Origin of the sequence: Extibacter muris (assembly GCF_004345005.1) — a bacterium.
In the GTDB taxonomy this organism is placed as follows: domain Bacteria; phylum Bacillota; class Clostridia; order Lachnospirales; family Lachnospiraceae; genus Extibacter; species Extibacter muris.
In genome coordinates this window covers 36,858-55,016 of record NZ_SMMX01000003.1, presented here as the reverse complement: position 1 = coordinate 55,016, position 18,159 = coordinate 36,858, and the positions used below count along the sequence as shown (strand labels likewise).

General features: G+C 42.7%; 22 protein-coding genes and 2 pseudogenes. 4 read left to right on the top strand and 20 right to left on the bottom strand.

What is annotated here, in order from left to right; genetic code table 11:
* Positions 1–78: 78 nt before the first annotated feature.
* From E1963_RS03865 to E1963_RS03780, 18 genes are all read right to left on the bottom strand, one after another.
* On the bottom strand, positions 79–372 hold the full coding sequence (locus tag E1963_RS03865; protein ID WP_132275484.1) for a zinc-finger-containing protein: 294 nt from the start codon (positions 370–372) through the stop codon (positions 79–81).
* A gap of 465 nt (positions 373–837) precedes the next feature.
* Positions 838–1,467, bottom strand: coding sequence for a CatB-related O-acetyltransferase (locus E1963_RS03860; RefSeq protein WP_132275481.1), 630 nt, complete (start codon positions 1,465–1,467; stop codon positions 838–840).
* 160 nt (positions 1,468–1,627) lie between these two features.
* Positions 1,628–1,897: a transglycosylase domain-containing protein gene (locus E1963_RS23030; RefSeq protein ID WP_132276092.1), complete on the bottom strand. Its 270-nt coding sequence runs from the start codon at positions 1,895–1,897 to the stop codon at positions 1,628–1,630.
* A 105-nt stretch (positions 1,898–2,002) separates the two neighbouring features.
* Positions 2,003–3,814, bottom strand: coding sequence for an ABC transporter permease (locus E1963_RS03850; protein WP_132275478.1), 1,812 nt, complete (start codon positions 3,812–3,814; stop codon positions 2,003–2,005).
* Complete coding sequence (locus E1963_RS03845; protein ID WP_132275475.1) at positions 3,811–4,494, bottom strand: ABC transporter ATP-binding protein; 684 nt, start codon at positions 4,492–4,494, stop codon at positions 3,811–3,813. The genes E1963_RS03850 and E1963_RS03845 overlap by 4 nt, the downstream gene beginning before the upstream one ends.
* Positions 4,495–4,605: 111 nt before the next feature.
* Entirely contained in the window at positions 4,606–5,643 is a 1,038-nt protein-coding gene (locus E1963_RS03840) for a sensor histidine kinase (protein WP_132275472.1), read from the bottom strand.
* Positions 5,644–5,651: 8 nt separating this feature from the next.
* Positions 5,652–6,338, bottom strand: coding sequence for a response regulator transcription factor (locus E1963_RS03835; protein WP_132275469.1), 687 nt, complete (start codon positions 6,336–6,338; stop codon positions 5,652–5,654).
* A gap of 230 nt (positions 6,339–6,568) precedes the next feature.
* Positions 6,569–7,132, bottom strand: coding sequence for a hypothetical protein (locus tag E1963_RS03830; RefSeq protein ID WP_132275466.1), 564 nt, complete (start codon positions 7,130–7,132; stop codon positions 6,569–6,571).
* An 83-nt stretch (positions 7,133–7,215) separates the two neighbouring features.
* A complete protein-coding gene (locus tag E1963_RS03825) occupies positions 7,216–7,752 on the bottom strand; it encodes a polyprenyl synthetase family protein (protein WP_132275463.1) in 537 nt (178 codons plus the stop codon).
* A 109-nt stretch (positions 7,753–7,861) separates the two neighbouring features.
* Positions 7,862–8,707, bottom strand: coding sequence for a YdcF family protein (locus E1963_RS03820; RefSeq protein ID WP_243117551.1), 846 nt, complete (start codon positions 8,705–8,707; stop codon positions 7,862–7,864).
* A gap of 250 nt (positions 8,708–8,957) precedes the next feature.
* Positions 8,958–10,262 carry an Arm DNA-binding domain-containing protein gene (locus E1963_RS03815; protein ID WP_132275457.1) on the bottom strand — a complete coding sequence of 435 codons (1,305 nt, stop codon included), beginning with the start codon at positions 10,260–10,262 and terminating at the stop codon, positions 8,958–8,960.
* Positions 10,263–10,265: 3 nt separating this feature from the next.
* The gene (locus E1963_RS03810) at positions 10,266–10,502 is read right to left on the bottom strand and encodes a MerR family transcriptional regulator (protein ID WP_132275454.1); all 237 of its coding nucleotides are present in this window, start codon (positions 10,500–10,502) and stop codon (positions 10,266–10,268) included.
* Between the two features lie 412 nt (positions 10,503–10,914).
* The gene (locus E1963_RS03805) at positions 10,915–11,175 is read right to left on the bottom strand and encodes a helix-turn-helix domain-containing protein (RefSeq protein WP_414655366.1); all 261 of its coding nucleotides are present in this window, start codon (positions 11,173–11,175) and stop codon (positions 10,915–10,917) included.
* A gap of 480 nt (positions 11,176–11,655) precedes the next feature.
* A complete protein-coding gene (locus E1963_RS03800; RefSeq protein WP_132275451.1) occupies positions 11,656–12,483 on the bottom strand; it encodes an undecaprenyl-diphosphate phosphatase in 828 nt (275 codons plus the stop codon).
* The gene (locus E1963_RS03795) at positions 12,483–13,238 is read right to left on the bottom strand and encodes an ABC transporter permease (RefSeq protein ID WP_479686845.1); all 756 of its coding nucleotides are present in this window, start codon (positions 13,236–13,238) and stop codon (positions 12,483–12,485) included. The genes E1963_RS03800 and E1963_RS03795 overlap by 1 nt, the downstream gene beginning before the upstream one ends.
* Entirely contained in the window at positions 13,225–14,148 is a 924-nt protein-coding gene (locus E1963_RS03790) for an ABC transporter ATP-binding protein (protein ID WP_465221084.1), read from the bottom strand. The genes E1963_RS03795 and E1963_RS03790 overlap by 14 nt, the downstream gene beginning before the upstream one ends.
* Positions 14,149–14,343: 195 nt before the next feature.
* Positions 14,344–14,958: a helix-turn-helix domain-containing protein gene (locus tag E1963_RS03785; RefSeq protein WP_132275442.1), complete on the bottom strand. Its 615-nt coding sequence runs from the start codon at positions 14,956–14,958 to the stop codon at positions 14,344–14,346.
* Positions 14,945–15,142, bottom strand: a complete 198-nt coding sequence (locus E1963_RS03780) for a helix-turn-helix domain-containing protein (RefSeq protein ID WP_065532035.1) — start codon at positions 15,140–15,142, stop codon at positions 14,945–14,947. Before E1963_RS03780 ends, E1963_RS03785 begins: the two co-directional genes overlap by 14 nt.
* Before the next feature lie 160 nt (positions 15,143–15,302).
* On the opposite strand from E1963_RS03780, the gene E1963_RS03775 reads away from it, so the two are divergent.
* The 4 genes and pseudogenes from E1963_RS03775 to E1963_RS03760 all read left to right on the top strand — a co-directional run bounded on the left by E1963_RS03775 (position 15,303) and on the right by E1963_RS03760 (position 17,412).
* Positions 15,303–15,662 (top strand): helix-turn-helix domain-containing protein, encoded by a 360-nt coding sequence (locus tag E1963_RS03775; RefSeq protein WP_349764509.1) that lies wholly within the window; start codon positions 15,303–15,305, stop codon positions 15,660–15,662.
* A 127-nt stretch (positions 15,663–15,789) separates the two neighbouring features.
* Positions 15,790–16,716 (top strand): annotated as a pseudogene (locus E1963_RS03770) (relaxase/mobilization nuclease domain-containing protein); the annotation flags it as partial.
* A gap of 92 nt (positions 16,717–16,808) precedes the next feature.
* Positions 16,809–17,039 carry a helix-turn-helix domain-containing protein gene (locus E1963_RS03765; protein WP_132275436.1) on the top strand — a complete coding sequence of 77 codons (231 nt, stop codon included), beginning with the start codon at positions 16,809–16,811 and terminating at the stop codon, positions 17,037–17,039.
* 4 nt (positions 17,040–17,043) lie between these two features.
* On the top strand, positions 17,044–17,412 hold the full coding sequence (locus E1963_RS03760) for a DUF6050 family protein (RefSeq protein ID WP_132275433.1): 369 nt from the start codon (positions 17,044–17,046) through the stop codon (positions 17,410–17,412).
* Between the two features lie 176 nt (positions 17,413–17,588).
* On the opposite strand, the gene E1963_RS03755 is transcribed toward E1963_RS03760, so the two are convergent.
* Positions 17,589–17,954, bottom strand: coding sequence for a cysteine-rich VLP domain-containing protein (locus E1963_RS03755; RefSeq protein ID WP_132275431.1), 366 nt, complete (start codon positions 17,952–17,954; stop codon positions 17,589–17,591).
* Positions 17,951–18,136: pseudogene (locus E1963_RS23455) on the bottom strand (transposon-transfer assisting family protein); the annotation flags it as partial. The gene E1963_RS03755 and the pseudogene E1963_RS23455, both read right to left, overlap by 4 nt.
* Positions 18,137–18,159: the final 23 nt, after the last annotated feature.

Below are 18,159 nucleotides of genomic sequence, written 5' to 3'. Positions count from 1 at the left end.
AAAAGCACTCAAGGCTCTCAGCATCCCTTATGTTTTGCCTGTCCTCATTCCGTCCCTCCTTTGTCTGTTGACGCTGCTTTACAAAGCCCAATGCAGCCGATCCGGAAAAGATCCTCGTAGGAATACATACCCACCTGATAAGGAGGCTCGGCTCTCCTCAATGACCTGCTTGCAGTAATACTCGCCCAGATAGCCAATATGCGCCTCCGATAAAGGTGCGCAGATCAAATCCGCCAACCACTGATAAGCGTCTTGTTTGCTCATCCTTCGTTTCAACTCTTTCTGATAATTCTTTACAATGCCTTTTACAACTCGTTTTAGCTTACATTCAAATTGGCATTGTATCGTTTTCTGGAAATCAGATGGTTTCATAATCTCACCCCCTTTCCAGCTATGCCTTGAAAAGTGTTTATTCCTCTTTCCGCACCATATCTGTACAGCAAGGTGTGATTTGTTAAGTTGAAACCGAAAAAATAGAAAAAATTTTTGGTACAAAATAAGTGCAGAAGGTAAAGCACTAATGATGTGCTTTATCTCTTAACTAAAAGCACCCAAAGAACCAAAATTCTCTGAGTGCCTTTATTGCCCGAGGGCCTGATATGAAATTGTAACAGATGGGCGGAGGGCTTGTGCCTCCGGACTCCCCATTCTGTGCTTCTTAGAAAAGAAGCAGAAGAAACAAAAAAAGTGCCTGAAAGTATATACTCTCAGACACTGTGTAACCGGAAAAACTCTAATCGCTCGAAAGCAATTACTGATACTGATATAGGTAGTATAACATATCTATTTCAGATTTTCAAGTGGTGGGAATGATTTAGCGAATCTCCCCACTAAGCTCTATCCTAAATTATCAATATCACCTGATTTTATAGCCGCAATGTTTTCTGCAATCTTCTCTATTGACCAATCCCACCATTTCAATTCGTTCAAGAAGTCAATCGTTTTATCTGAAAACCGCCTGCGAATTACATTTGCAGGAATGCCGCCGACAATAGTATATGGCGGCACGTCTTTTGTAACGACAGCACGAGTACCGATGATGGCACCGTCCCCGATGGTAACGCCAGACATAATTACCGCCTCATATCCAATCCAAACATCATTTCCTATGACAATATCACCTTTATTGTCCCATGCTGTAGCTACATCTTCGATATCCAGATCCCATTCCTCGAAAAAGATAGGAAATGGATAGGTAGAAAGGGATGCCTGCGTATGGTTAGCGCTATTGAATAAAAATCGCGCCCCACAGGCTATGGAACAGAACTTCCCTATGATAAGCCGGTCGTGATTGATAGAGTAGTGATACAACACGTTATTTTTTTCAAACATCTGCGGATCATTGACGAAATCATTATAAATGGTGAAATCGCCAATGATAATGTTTGGATTTGTTACAACACTTTTTAAGTAAACAGTTTCTTTATCCTCTGAGCGTGGATATACTTTATTGTCCGATATAGTCATTTTGAAATCCTCCTAATGTTTTGTATTATGCGACTATATCGGTAACTACAATGCAACGCTTCATCATTTTCACCTCACACGAGATAGTTTAGCATATCTATACGGATTTTCAAGAGGGGATGCCAACCTATATGAAATTAAGGCATTTGTATCCATCTCCCTAATTCCCTATCGCTATCCTATCGGCTTCTTCCTGTGTGATTACCCTGTTTCTTACCATGCTTTGCAGCACTTGCCCCACCCTCTGTAAAGCCAGTTCCTTATTTTCGTCCAAAGAATAAATGGACGGGGCATTGGGAAGTCCCGCCAATACCGCACATTCATAATCGCTTAATTCGGATGGTTCTTTTCCAAAATATCCTATAGCAGCCTCCCGGATACCGTAACAGCCATTTCCTTTACTCGCTGAATGGTTCCTTCTAAAATACAGGTCTTATCTTTCATGTTCCTCATCCAATCCTAAAACCGGTATATAAAATACTCTGCGGTACAGTGGCCTTTTCTTTCCACTGTACCGCTTTTCTCTTCCACTCACTCACAGATCGTTTATCGTTTCTGTGATTTCCATATTACGTATCCTTTTGGTTGGAGCGTGCACTGCCAAAACTGCCGCAAGCACAACAAACAAAATGATGATTGCCACCAGAGATACCGGAAAACTCCACACTGCATAACTGAAATGCTCTGTAATGAGGAAATCGTATAGCAGCTTGCTAAAAGGCAATCCAATCCCGCACCCGACTACACATCCCCAAAAAGCATAGGTAAATGCTTCTGCAGTAATCATCTTTGAAATCTGGCGATCATCCATTCCCACCGCACGCATTGCCCCATATTGCTTCATCCTTGCCGATACGCTCATGGAAATACTGTTGACAATGTTCAGCACCGTAACTAATGTGATAATTGCCAGAAAGCCGTAGACACAGGCAACAAATGCCAGATATGTTCCGCCTGTCTGCTCATCGCGCTTATCGCTAAAACGATAATCATTTCCTACCGTGTCAGAAATCGCCTGGACATTTGTATCCGTTGCATCACGCTCCATCTGTACCATGAGAAGTGAATAGTCGGTTTCACCCATCAAACGAGCAAAGGTTTCACCGGAGGTTATGAGGGTCATCTTTCCACCTGTAAGACCATCACTGCTAAATAAATCATGTTTTAGCAATCCGGCAATTTCAAGTTCTTCATCCCCGACCAGAATTTTATCTCCAATTTTCCAGGAACAGCTTCGATCCCATGTTGCAAGGGCATAATGGCTGTTCCCATAAATATCTGACAAATTGCTGCCCCGCTGCAGCATACCGTCTTTTTCCAGACACTCCAGATCGAAATCATCGAAAGAAATCACGTCAATTGTGCCGGAAAGCGTCGTGTCACCATTTAATCCTGCGGGGATATCAAAGGCACTCCTGCGGCCATAGACTTGTTTTACACCTTCCATGCTGCTGATCGTGTCCGCCAAACTGTTGTTGATGGAATTAACGCCATCACTGCTTGAAATACTTATATCAGCAGCTGCGGCGGATTGGGGCATCAAATGATTGACAAAATCAATCAGAACGGAAAAGCTTAAAAACAGGATAATGCTGAGGGCAAAGGATCCCGTCATCAGGATCAGGTTTTTCTTCACGGAAGCCGCATGGTGAATCCCCAGCGCAGTCTCAATTTTTGAAATCCGGGTGTTTACGGAACGACGTACCTTTTTGTTACTTTCAGAATTGCCTGAAACCGCCGTAATAGGAGACACCTTTGCCGCCCGTTTAGATGGGGAACTCGCCGCAAATAATACTGTCACAACACCAACGATAATACCGCTGACAATCCCAATGATGCTGACCCTGAAAAGAGGAATCTCGGAAAACTCTTCGCCAACAAGAAACCGCAAAGCTGCACACAGTCCCCAGGTAGTGACAATTCCAAGTCCTAAACCAATGGGAACCGCTGTTTTACACCAATTCAAAGCTTCCAGTCTCACAAAGCGAATAATTTGTTCTCTGCTCATTCCGATACAGCGCATCATTCCAAAGAACTTTGTTCTCTGAGCGACAATGCTGTTCATGCTGCTCGAAATCATCAATACGCCGGCAATCAAAATCAGAAAGAATAACACTCCCGCTATCAGGATCAGTGATTGCCCCATCTCACTGCTGAACAACTCCTGAAAGGACAGGCTGCCATGTTTCTCCAATAGCCTTGCCTGTTCCATTCTGGCGCCCATCTCTGCCATACTAAATACTGCCGTAACCATGAACACAGCAAAGATAATACATAGAAGCGTCATACGGTTCTGCCGTCTGCGGACCTTTGCGGAGATCGGGATAAGGCTAAGATAACTTCTCATTCACGGCACCTCCCCAGATCAGTTAGTACACCATCCATTACCTGCAATACCCGGTCTGCGGTCTGTGCAATACTGTTATTATGTGTAATCATGATAATGGTCTGCTCATACATCTTGGAAGCTTCTTTTAGAAGCGCAATAACCTCACTGCTGTTTTGAGAATCCAAATTTCCAGTCGGCTCGTCTGCAAGAATCAAGGACGGACGTGTGATAAGCGCACGGCCGATGGCTACTCTCTGCTGCTGGCCGCCAGATAACTGGTTTGGAAGATGGTTTCTGCGTCCTTTCAGATTCAGCACCTCAAGCAGTTCTTCCAGATATTTTTTATTTGGTTTCTGATAGTCCAGCAGTACCGGGAAAATCATATTCTGCTCAACCGTCAGCTCCGGAATCAGATTGAATCCCTGAAAAATGAAACCGATATTCCGGCGGCGGAAAACTGTCAGCTCCTTTTCTTTCATCGTAAAAATATCCTTGCCATCAATCCGTACCTTGCCGGATGTAGGCGTGTCAAGCGCCCCCAGCATATTTAAAAGTGTACTTTTGCCGGATCCGGATTCGCCGACAATCGCTACATATTCTCCTTTCGGAACAGAAAAGCTGACATCTTTCAGTGCATTTACAGCGGTTTCACCGCTGCCATAAGTCTTACATATATGATGGACTTCTAATAAATTCATAGGTAAGAACCCCTTTCAAAATATTTCGGATCAGCACACTGTTTTGTCTTCCGTATGCCTCACCGTAGTAAAAGGATAGCATCAAAACCCTACAGCCCTCTTACAGTAAGCCTACAATTTTGTAGGAATTAAGAAGTTCAGGACAAATGTAGTACCCATTCCCAATTCGCTGTGTACTTCTATTGTCCCTTTATGTGCCTCAACGATCATTTTTGTAAGCGGAAGCCCAAGGCCTACTCCCTGCTTGTCTTTGGAAAACCGGCTCCGGTAAAACCGCTTAAAGATATGATGCAGATCCTCCTGGTGGATTCCGCTTCCGTTGTCTTTTATAACAATCTGAATCATGGATACAGACTGCTTCCACTCGATTCGGATGAAATCCCCGCTGCCTGTATGGTCAAAGGCGTTCTTTACAATATTTTCTACCGCCTCTATCATCCAGTCGCGGTCACAAAGCAATAAGATTTGTTCTTCCCCTGACAAAACCAGTTCCTTTTCTTCCTGCTTCGCACGGTATGCAAAATGCAGCTCCACCTCTCCCATCATATCCGCCACATTTTCAAAAGCCTTCTCAAACACAATGGAGCCAGCGTCCAGCTTCGTAATCTTTAGCAAATTCTGCACCAGCATTTCAATCCGGTCAAGTTCCTTCTCAGACAGCAGTATGAGTTCTCGATGCTCTGGCAGCTCTGCCACCTCTTCCTTTAAGAGCCCATTATAAATATTTAACGCCGCAAGGGGCGTTTTCAATTGATGAGAGATATCCGATATGGTATTTTTCAAAAAGAGCTTTGATTTTCTCTCGTTTTCTGCACTCGCATTCAAGATGGCCGCCAGAGAATTCACCTCATGGAACAGTCTGTACAATTCTCCTTCTTCATCACATGCAATCCGAGTCTCACGGCTGCCGGTGATATACTCCGTAATTTGCTCCACGGCATTTTCCATGATTTCGTTCTGCTTTTTGAAATATCCATAGCAGACAGCCAATATAATAATTCCCATGCCCAGAGAAGATAGCAATATATAAAGGGCTGCATTTTCCGGTTTCAGAACCAGGAAGGCCACAGATAACAAGGTAAGAGCCAGCATACATATCAGAATTTTATAAAATAAGGCTTTGATTTTTTGATTTGCAAATATCCTCATTTGGCACCTCAACAATCCGTGTTCCATTTATAGCCCAAACGCCTGACCGTTATAATACGGGTTGGGTTCCCAGGATCGTCTTCAATCTTCTTCCGCAGTCTACGTATATAAACGGAAAGAGAATTGTTATCAATATAGTTTTCATCACAATCCCACAGCCTGTTTAAAATCTGCTCCTGCGAGAGTACCCTGTCTGGATTCTCCATAAACAAACACAGCAACTTATATTCACTGGCTGTCAGTTCAATCTGCTGGTTATTCTTATAGACCTCGCTCTTCAGGAGATGAACCGAAATTCCATTGGAATTCAGTTCGGCATCTGTCTCACTGAAATTATCACTCCTCCGAAGCAGGGCATTGACCCGCGACATAAAAATCGCCAGTTTGAATGGCTTCGTGATATAGTCATCGCCGCCTATATCGAGCCCCATGATTACATCCGTTTCCTCATCGGCCGCAGTCAGGAACATAATCGGTACTTTTGATGTCTGGCGTATTTTTCTGCATATATCAAATCCGGAGCCATCCGGCAATGACACATCCAAAACCACCAGATCATATTTCCCTTCTGCCCATATCTGATCTGCCTCACGGAAAGTTCGGGCAACATCCAGCATATACCCCTGCTTTTTTATGGCAAAGGACAATCCATTGATTAAACTCAGGTCATCCTCAACTAAAAATATTCGTTTCATTCATTTTTACCATCCTTCTTATAGACTCTAAATTTCATTAAAACCAGCTCTATGTCCTATTACCAATGCACTTATCGGGCAACAGTATGTCACAACTTATTTTACCCATAATGGCATATTACCACAACTTTATCCTCAACAGCACAAAAGAGTTGATAGACTCACCTGTTACCAGATGCCTGCTACCAACTCTATTCGTTCCTTATGTATATAACGAGATCCGTGACTTATCATTCAACTACAAGTGATAAACTCCCAGTAAAATCATCGCCTTTGAGAACAATAAAGTTATATCCGGCATCAAAAGTAAATCTATAAACATCCTCAGCAGTTACTTCCGCAATCATATGCTGCTCTTTATCTCCTAAAAGAATGTGCCCATCTGCACTTTCGAGCCAATAAAGAGCAGCCTTACCGGATTCAATATTTAGTGAATAAGTCACCTTCAGTGCACTGCCGTTCTTACGATCCGGCAAAGTGCCACCGAAAATATATTCTTCTCCGTTAAACCGGATGTACTCAGCTTCATAACTTCCAACATAATCATCCATACCGGGTTCCCGCTCACCTTTTAATTTTTTATCCTCGGTAAGTGTGTATTGAGTTATCGAATCTATCCAGTCATTGAATTCATTGAGCGTACCATCCTTCAGTTCACGGAACTCACTTATAATACCATCTTTATTATCTTCATACTCCTTAATGATTCCACGGATTAAATCCGTACCGCATCCCGTAAGGCATGTCATCACTATCACCAGAAGTAGCAATGCAGAAATTAATTTGCGCAACATAACGGGTCCTCCTTGATTTGTTAATTCGCTACGAAGCTTTTTCGCTGTCCTTTCATTCCTATAATGTCTAAGGGAAAATCAGATCAATAATCCGATACGATTTTATGGGCATTCAGTCGAACCGTTTCAACCAGTTCCAATAGTTTTTGCCTGGCAGTAGAATCTTTAAACACATCCAGTCCCTCCTTGGCTTCTTTCGCGTATTCATCCATCATTCTCAAAGTATACTGGAAGCCATTTGAAGCACTGATGAGTTCTGCTATACGATCGTCTGCCAACTCACTATACAGACCATTTTTGATATCCATTGCAATTTGTCTTAATTCGGCTCCATACCTGCAATCAGAAAATGTATGGATAGCCGGAAGCGTATAATATCCGTTCCAAAAATCATTATGTACTATCTTCCCTGGCAAATCTCCTGTAGGCAGAAAATCCATCAAGTCGTCTCTCAATTGAAAAATCAGGCCAAAGTTTTCAGCATATCGTTTGATTGCTGATATCTCATTATCACTACATTTTCCTTCATATGCACCGGCTTCACAGGCTTCCTCCTCATCCAGCAATATCAATTTTTTCTGTGTTTGCAGTTCATAAGCGCCTCTTTCCCATATTTTCATACAGAAAGTATGCCATAGTTACCTTACTGCAATATTACTGAAAGTCTACAATTTTGTAGGAATAGAATATCCGGGATACATGTAACCGCAGCCTTATCCCCGCTCTTAATCATCCAATACCTTTGACCATTATAACGAGCACTGACACTATACCAATCACAAGAGCGTGTCGCTTCCGTGCTAAACTCAAATACCCAATAAATTCACGGATTAACGCATTCAACGTAAAATACCATTTTGTCTTTGCCCCGAAACCCACACATTTTATTCCCTGCTGCTTTGCCAGAATCAATGCTCTGAACACATGATACGCCGTTGTAACGATGATAATTTTAGGGCTTTTTTTCTCCATCAGCTTCCTTGAAAACAACAGGTTTTCTTTCGTTGATACTGATTCCTGTTCCTTTATAATCCTATCTGGATCCACGCCTTTATCTACCGCATACGCAGCCATAGCCTCGCTTTCTGGAATGGCTTCACCAGGGCCTTGTCCGCCGGACATAATTAGTATCGCGTTTGGATTCCACTTCAGCAACTCCATTCCTCTTTCAATTCGGGCTGCAAGCAGCGGTGTGACCCGCTTTCCAATCACTCCACATCCCAGAACAACAATATAATCTGCATTCCTTTTCTTTTTGAAGTGAACAAGATTTAGGACAGCAGAGAGTGAATATATGGCCATTAAGGATAATAAATACACTGCTGAGAAACCAATAATTATATAAATAATTATTCCTACTGTATTCTTGTTCAGGTTTCCAATCATTGGCCAGACGGCCAAATACACAAATAGCAAGACAGAGAACAGCAACGACAATAAGTTGGATGGTTTCATTCCTTCATGCCTGGCGACCTTTATCCCTTCTATGAAAAACACCGCAGTCAAAGCGATTGGGAACACAAGTATGCAGCCTACGGCCAAAGCAAATAGGAATATCAGGATTACGATTACCACATCATGTGAAGCCAGCCACGCAGAATATTTATATAGAATAAAAAATAGTAGAATTTTTCTCTCTCGCACAAGATGAATAGAAGCCCGTCAAGGGATAGGAAAACGCCGAAAACCCGCATGAACACTACGTTTTTGTGAGTTATCGGCGTTTCTTTTACCCTCTGTTTTCATGGTGCTTTTTCCGTAAATGGTGCCCAAATTCCACGCGGGCATATAAAAGGCTGTAAAGAGCAGTAAAGAGATACAGCGGTTAAAGGTCTATTTCGCCGCGTTTTTTCTTTGCTGCCCTGTTTTCTTTTTTCGGCTCGGCTTCCTTTGGTTTTTCCGGGGCGGCTTTTTCCACCGCGCTATGGTAAGCGTCCAAAACTTCTTTTTTCCGTTCAAGCCGCACATCTACATAACGGGCGGTAACAGCTTCAAAGTTCATGGAAAGCCCAAGCGACGCGCCGATACCTGCAAGCGTATGTCCCAAGACTTCGCCAACCGTATAGAAGTCGCCTGTCAGTTGGTGCATATTGGTCGCTGCCGTATGGCGTAAATCGTGAAAACGAATGTGCGGCATATCCAAATCTTCAAGCAGCTTTCCGAATTGAGAGGACACCCACGACGCGGCGATAGGTGCGCCGTCCGGTTTCGCTACAACAAGGTCATTGTCATAGTAGGGCTTTCCGTCTTTTGCCGCCTGTTCTTTCTGTGCTTCCTGCATGGCAAGCTGTTTGAGGAAGAACGGGCGGGCAAGCTCTGTAATGGGTAGCTTTCTGCCGTTGGATTTTGGCGGTGCCATTTCTTCAATGACTTTTGTTTTCGGCGGTACCTTGAAAGGTAGCTGCTCGGTAACGTCAAAGGTGTTGTTTTCCAAATCTACATTGCGCCAACGCAAGCCTAAGATTTCAGAACGGCTCATACCGTAAAGCCCGCCCAAGATAACGGGCATTTCCCAAACAGTACCCTCGACACGCTGCATTAGGGCTTTCACTTGTTCCGGCGTGTAAGGGTCGGGGGTCTTGTCGCCTTTCCCAAACTTCGTAAGGGTATCTTTTGCCGCGTTGGTTTCGATATAGCGGTATTTGCGGGCATGGCTCAACGCCACACTCAAAACACGTTTTGCCCCGGCTGCGGTGGACGGTTTTAAGCCCTTGTCGATAATCTGCTGAAACATCTTGTCTACCATAGCAGGGGTAAGCTGATTGAGGGCAACGCCGCCGATATAGGGATTGATATAGTTAGCAATAGTCTTTTTGTACCCGTCATAAGTAGAGGGGCGCAAGTTCACTCTTGCATAGCTTTCCACCCAGTCATTGAGATAGGCAGCGACGGTCTGTTTCCTCTGTGAAGTGATAGAAGCAACTTGCCCCGGATTTTGGAGCTTTGTTTTCATTTCCGCTTCATGCTGTGCAGCTTCCTTTTTGGTGGCAAAGCCCTTTTTCGCATACGACTTCTTTTTTCCGTCCGGGGCGGTGTACTTTATGTTCACATCGTAGACTGTGCCTGGTCGCCCGGTCAGTACGCCGTTGCTGTCGCGTTTGTTTTTCACTTGTCTTGTTGAGATTGCCATAACTTAACCCCCTTGCTCTGCCGGGGGCTTTACGGCGGTTTTTACTCGCTCGTACCAATCCCATATAGCGGTATCGGCAATCAAGCGGCGGTTTCCGTTTTGAACGTATTCCAGTTCGCCGTTATCCATAAGCTCGCGTAATTTATTTTCTCCAATACCGCTAACCTTGCTCATTTGCTCTACCGTTTTCAGCATAGGTAAAACAGGGGCGGCATGGTTTGTAGTTTCCTTTTTAGCCATAGGAATACCCCCTTTCAAAATGGCTCAAAGGTCTGTTTTTGAATAAAAGGGGCTTTAATCGAACGGCTATTAGCATAGCTCCACGAGAATTTCACTCCTGCGTGGTTCTCACGCAGCCCTACCCATTGCCTGCGACGCTTCTAACGCTCGGACTGTGGCTGTAAGGGAGTATCATTATCCCTCTTGTGTGTCGTCGCCCGCAAGCTGCTAACTTGCTTTGCGGTGTGGTGTCGTTCGCTCGTTCCCGAAAGGGAAGTCATGACGCACCCGCCGTATGGCTCGGCACAAAAGGAACGTATCCGATTTGCCCTATACTGCGTCGCCGTTCTCTTGCGCCGCTTTCTTTTTCAAAGAGCAGAAAAGGTCAAGATAGAATAAACAGCGGAAAGGGGAACGCTGCTTGTCTGCTATCTCAAACTTTGAATGACAGGACAGCCCGCATAAGACGCGAACGTAATCGGTCGCGTATATCCTCATCTATGCCATAATAGATATTCCCGCGCTCGTCGCGCAGCTTTCGCATAGACAGGAACGCTATGTAACTTTCGTAATGCTGTACGACAATATTCATAGCTTCCGGGTCGCCCTTTGTTGCGGCTATGATTACCGGGTAAGGTAACAAACCGCGTTCGTCCTGTTCTGATTTAATATGTGCAGTCATAGGCTCGTTCATGTTCTCACCTCCTTTCGCTTCCCGCGAAAGCGGTGGAGTTTTGAAATGTCCCCTTTCGTAAACCCTCAAAACCGCGTACCCCCGAATAGTCGGAGAATTTGCGGAGTTTCTCAAAAAAACTTTCGATAAAATACAAAATGCGCCCGTCTGCAAGACGCAGACAGGCGCAAGGGAAACATAAAAAGTATTTAGATGATGTGATTGTTCATCTTCATGCCCGGAATACCCCGTTGCAGGGGATAGGCTTTTTTTTAGAAATTAGGTGGGCGAACAGTAAAAAAGGACACGATGATACCTCCTTGATACCGCCACCACTTTTATAAAATATTCAAACCTATTAAAATCAAAAAAAAGCGGCGGCTCCAAACAAAGCCACCGCGATTTTTGCACGCGAAAATACATCTGCTTCGTGACGGCTTTTTTTCTTTACCGCCACGTGGCAGATACATTATTTATGAAATTGATTTATATACAAAACAGTTACCCAAGCAATAAAATAACCAAAATGCCAAGTACAATACGATACCAACCAAAGATTTTGAAATCATGCTTTTTGATATATCCCATGAGAAATTTAATCACTAAAACAGATACAACAAAAGCAGTTATCATGCCGATTACCAAAAAAAGAAATTCTGTGATTGTAAACGATATTCCAAATTTCAGTATTTTAATTGCACTTAAACCAAACATCACTGGAACAGCAAGGAAAAATGTAAATTCTGCTGCTGCAATTCTTGATACGCCCAATAAAAGCGCACCTATAATCGTGGCTCCTGAACGTGAAGTGCCAGGAATAATGGAAAGCACTTGAAACATTCCGATTAAAAAAGCTGTTCTATAACTTATATCTTCCAAACTCGGTGTAATAGGAATATTCTTTCTATTCCATATTTCAATCACAATAAAAGCTAAACCGTAAATGATAAGTGTTGCTGCGATTACCATTGGGGTATGCAGATGTGCTTCTATATAATCATCAAATAGAATAGTTATGACAGCCCCCGGAATACAAGCAATAATTACTTTCAGCCAAATAATAAAGGTGTTCTTTTTTATTACTGGCTGCATTTTATCTTTTAGTTGAAATGGAAACATCTTTTTCCAAAACATAACGACTACTGCTAAAATTGCACCAAGCTGTATCACTACAAAGAACATTTCCTTAAATGCGGCACTCATGTTGAGGTGGATAAATTCATCTACAAGAAGCATATGTCCGGTGCTGCTAATAGGAAGCCACTCTGTAATACCCTCAACAATTCCAAGAAAAATCACTTTGAGAATTTCTATAGAGTCAAATTCCACTATTTTAAGTCCTCCTTTTTGAAATGAAAAAATGTTAGAAGAAAACCCATTACTGATACAAAGGTAATAAGCCCTACGGATAAAAACATAGGATAACCTGTGTTTTGTATTCTTTCGTTGACAATGAAAAATGTGGCTGTCCAAGGGTACAATGCCCCCATATCTTGATTGCTAAGAGCAGCACTTCCCATAACGATAACAGAAGCAATAATAATAGGCACTACAAATCCCTTTGTTTTTTGTGCAATATAAGCGAATGGAGAAACAGTCGCAAACATTAAAACACCACCAAAAAGAAATTTGAGCAGCCACACGCTTGCTGTAAAAAGGCAATATCCCTCTAAGTGAAATGCAATATGGTATATGCCTGATAAAATAAAAATACCTATCCATGTTACCCCGGTAAGCATGATAATCCAAAGAAATAAAGTGAAAAATTTTACAATCAATAGCCTTGTTCTTGAAATTGGGATAGGCAATATAGTTTTAAGCGTATGTTCCGAGTATTCACGACTAAACAGGTAAGCGATAATTGCTACATAAATTACCATATTGGTTAATAGCATGACATACATCAAACTATTGCTATAAATGTCTGATAAAGTAATTATGCGTTCTGGGTGTCTGAAATGATTTTGCAATGCCTCTGCAAACATTAAACATGGAGTAGATAAAACCCCTAATATACTGATTAGTACCATTTTTGACCGTTTTAACTTTAACAGTTCACAATGGACAAGATTAAGCAATTCCACCACCTCCAATCAAATTTGAAAAATATTCTTCTAAGTTTTCCTCGCTTATGGCTATGCCCGTTACCGACAATCCACTTTTTACAAATATCTTATTGATTTCTGCAACAGGAATTGAAAAATCAAAAATCATAATTGATTTTTCTTGTCTTGAATATTTGGTAAGTCCATAACTATCAAGTAAAATCTTTTCTGCTGCTTTACTGTCTGATACTTCAAATTTAATACATTTTCTGTTGCGTTTATGAAGTTCCGTCATGTTTACTTCTTCTACTAAAACACCCCTGTGCATAACACCGATAATATCTGCGATTTGTTCTATTTCACTTAAAACATGGCTTGAAATAAAAATAGTAGTTCCTTTCTTCTTACTTAATTCAGATAAGAATGAACGAATTTCAGATATTCCAATAGGGTCAAGTCCATTTATCGGTTCGTCCAGTATCAAAAGTTTAGGCTCGTGCATAATTGCCGCCGCAATACCAAGACGCTGTTTCATGCCTAATGAATAGTCTGAAAATATTTTATGATTTTCATGTTCTAACCCAACGGCTTCAAGAGCTTGTTCTATCTTAGACGCAGAAAGCCCACCACGCAACTTTGCAAGAATTTGTAGATTTTCCCGCCCTGTCAAATTATCATAAAAGCCTGGTGTTTCTATGATGGAACCAATTTGCTTATAAGCAGTTTGTGCATATTCTTTTGAGTTGCTACCAAAGAGCCTGATTACTCCTGCGGTTGGATAAACAAGTTGTAACATCATTTTCATAGCTGTTGTTTTTCCAGCTCCATTTCTTCCAAGAAGTCCATAGATTTTACCTTTTGGCACATGAAGATTGATATTATCAACAACAGTTATGGAACCGTACTGTTTTGTTAAGTTTTCTGTTTCAATAACATACTCCATATACATCAGTCCTTTCTTTTTGCTGTATGTGCTATCCACAATTCTATTATTAGCTGCTACATGAAAAGAAACAAGAAACGTACTTTCACAACAAGGGAAAAGAGCGAAACTTTTCGTTTCACTGCTCAAAATGCAATATTTTATAAAATAAAAAAGCCCCGACACTTATCGTGTCAGGGGGTTTTTTACAATGATTTTTCTTCATTTAGACTGTATTTCTTTAATGAGCAAGACAATTTTTGTTGCAAAGAGTAAGAAAAGCAGAGGTGTAACATAAGGTTCTCTTGCTACGGCAAATAAGCAGATTGCCAAAGCACCTAAACCAATAGAACCTTTTGTGATATAGTTACACCATGTATCTTTATGAAGCCTCATGAATGTCAATTTTGCAATTCCAAAACATATTAACAAAATAAAAATTGCCCAATATATAAAAAGGGTAAAATTTGTTATTTCTGTGAAAGATAGCAGATTGACAGAATATATAAAATCACCTTGCGTTTTTCTGTATAGCGGAAGAAAGATAAATACAATAGCTAATAAGTCTACAACACCGCCAATAATATTATAAATTCGTTTCAAATTAGAACGATTTTCGGTTTCAGCTAATTCTAATAATTCGTTGCCGGAAAGTAATTCGTCAATAGAAATAGCAAACAAAGAGGAAATAGCCTTTAATGACTCAATATTCGGATAACCTTTTCCACTTTCCCATTTTGAAACGGCTGCTCTTGTTACATATAACTTTTCTGCAAGTTGTTCTTGTGTCATGTTGTGCTGTTTCCGTAAATGCTGTAATTTTTCATTGAATTCCATTTATATCATTCCTTTCACATTTCTTTTTTCGGGCATCAAAAGGTTTTTCAGCGTCCTTTGGTATTAACCACATATAACCGATTTTTGAAACGCCCGGTATTCGATTTTCTTTGCAAAGTATCTGCACACGCCGTTCAGAAATGCCCCATTTTTCCGCTGCTTCGGGACAAGACATATATTCCATAGTTCAACCGTCCTTTCTTCAAACCTTATCAATATAATTATAATCGGATAGCCGAATAATATCAAGTGCGTAATATGCTCTATTTCTATCCATACTATGATGTGTGTAATCATATCTTGAAAGAGAGATGAAATATACAATGTAGGTGGGTGAAATGATTATGAAGCAGAACAAAGAAAAGTTTGATTTTAAGGCTTTCGGACAGGCTATCAAAGCGGCAAGAAAAGCAAAGGGGATTTCCCGTAACCAGTTAGCGGATAAGCTGAACATTGCGCCGCGATATATCGCGTCCATTGAGAACAGCGGGCAGCACCCAAGTTTACAGATTTTGTATGAGCTTGTAACTCTACTTGACGTATCGGTAGACCAGTTCTTTTTCCCGGAACGGGAACAGGAAAAGTCCACCCGCCGCCGTCAGCTTTATACTATGCTCGACGGTATGAGTGAAAAGGATTTGAAAATCCTGTCAGCTACCGCAAAAGGGATTGAGGAAGCCAACAACGAAACAACGGGGGAATAAAGTTCCCTCGTTTCTTCATAGAAAAAATAGTTTGAAACGTCGCAGTTTACGGCGTTTTTCTTTTGCAAAAGTCCGTCAATTTTGCCTTTCCAAGTGTTGTAGGTAGTGTAGGAATAAGTATCTTAATGAGAAAGCCCATGAAATCGGAAAGCAGCTTGCCGACGCGGTAACAAAGGGGCAATATGAATACGTCCTTACCACCCACATAGACAAAGGGCATATCCATAACCACATCATTTTTTGCGCGGTCAACTTTGTAGACTACCACAAGTACAATTCCAACAAGCGTACCTATTACGGAATACGCAACATCAGCGACAGGCTGTGCCGGGAAAACGGCTTGTCTGTCCTTGTGCCGGAGAAAGGCAGCAAGGGAAAGAATTATGCGGTGTATCAGAAAGAGAAAACCGCCAAAGCCAAATTAAAACTTGCCGTCGATACCCTTATCCCCCAAGTGTCCGATTTTGAAGAATTATTGCAGCGGTTACAGACAGAGGGCTTTATAATCAAACGGGGAAAATATGTGTCCTGTTTAGTGCCGGGACAGGAACGGTTTACCCGCCTTAAAACTCTCGGCGCAGACTATACAGAGGAAGCAATCAGAGAACGGATAGAGGGCAAACGTACCCGCGCCGCCAAAGCTCCCAAGACAGAACGCGGCGTGTCCCTGCTCATTGATATTGAAAACAGTATCAAGGCGGCGCAGAGCCGGGGCTATGAGCAATGGGCGAAAATCCACAATCTGAAACAGGCGGCTAAGACCATGAACTTCCTTACGGAACACAAGATTGAACAGTACGCCGACTTGACCGCGATAATTGCAGAGATACAGACAGAGAGCGAACAGGCGGCGGGCGTTTCCAAGCTCCCGAACCTCACCGCGCTGCAATCGGAATATGAAAAGCTCCGGGAACAGAAAGAAGCCCTTTACGCCGACTACGGCAGACTGAAAAAACAGGTCAAGGAGTACGACGTTATCAAACAGAACATAGACAGCATTTTGCGGCAGCCAAGAGAGCCGGAACGGGCAAAAGGAAAAGAGCGCGGGGAGTAGTTTTGTTCATGCTTATATGATATAATAGTTCCTATCAAAAGCAGTAGTTACATACCAAAGTGATACATTTTCAGCAAAGGAAGTGTCAGAGAATGGAACAGGAAATGCCGGACTATGAAACGATACGCGCCGCCGTTGCGGGCGAAAAGTGGGCGTTGGAAAAGGTGCTTGCTTGTTACGGCGACGAAATCAACCGCCTTGCAATGGTAAAAAAGCGTCAGCCGGACAGAACGACAAAAGAGGAAATCGACGAGGATTTACGGCAAACACTCATAATGAAACTGTTAGAAGCTATCCCACAATTCCCAATGGAAAAGGAGTGATACCATGACACGCGGGGAAATTTGTAAAGACTTTTTCAAGAGAACCGTTTTGCCCGCCGTTATCGCATTGTTTTTATTCTTCATGTTCAAGAACGTCTTTACAGAGGACGGGCAGACCAATTACTTTTATGTATGGCTGTGCTGCGGTATTCCCTTTGGTATTCGCCGTATGTTCGTATGGCTTGTACCGCATGGGTATGACATAGCCGGAACTGTGGGTATTGTTGCCCTCAACTTCATTTTGGGCGGCATTATCGGTGGGGTCATTTTAATATGGCGGCTTGTCGTGGCTGCATGGTATATCCCCCTTACGATATATCGTTTACTTACCGCAGATAAGGGCGCAACCCCTCAAATCAACATGGAAAAATAGCAAAGAAAAAGCCGGGACGCAGACAGTCGGTAAAGACTATCCGGGCCCCGGTTTTCTTATGGGTGCAGTTATGAAATGTTACGCAGTAGAACGCCGTTTTTGAGGAAAAGGTATAAAGCCCTTGCCCTATGGGAAAACGGCTGTCAGAAGCCCGTAAAACAAGGCTTTTTTCGCCCCTATCTCGTAACAAGGGCGCGCCGTTTTCTCATGCGCTCGGCTGCTTGTCTGCGGGTAATGCGTTTCCGGCAGTCCGGGCAGTATTTGACGTTGTTTGAACTGGACGCAAAGAGCGCGCCGCACTCGGTACAACGCTTTTTATCCTCGGTGTTCATCAGCTCCGCATATAAGAGCGTGTCGGCGGGAAGCACCGCCATACGGAACCACTTGCAGAGAAGCGAACAGGAAATAAGCTGTGGGCAGACACATTCCTCCCCGTCGTCAAGCAAGATACAGTTACCGTCTATGCAGTTGCAGCACTCCCGTTTTACAAGGGCGTTGACTTTCCGGCTTTGGGGCGGCGTAAGCCGCTTGCCCGCGCTCATGCTTCATCAGCGGCATACAGGGAAAGCTCGGCATATTCTTCATCAGTCAAAGCGTCCACTTTGGAAAGGGTGCGCTTTGCAAGCTCCCGCATATCTGCGTCTATGTAAGGCAGGGCGGCGGTCATGTTCTCTACAAGCTGCGCCTTGCCGCCCTCATGGTAAATGCTCAAAAGGTTTGTTTCCTCAACGGTTAATCTAATCATGC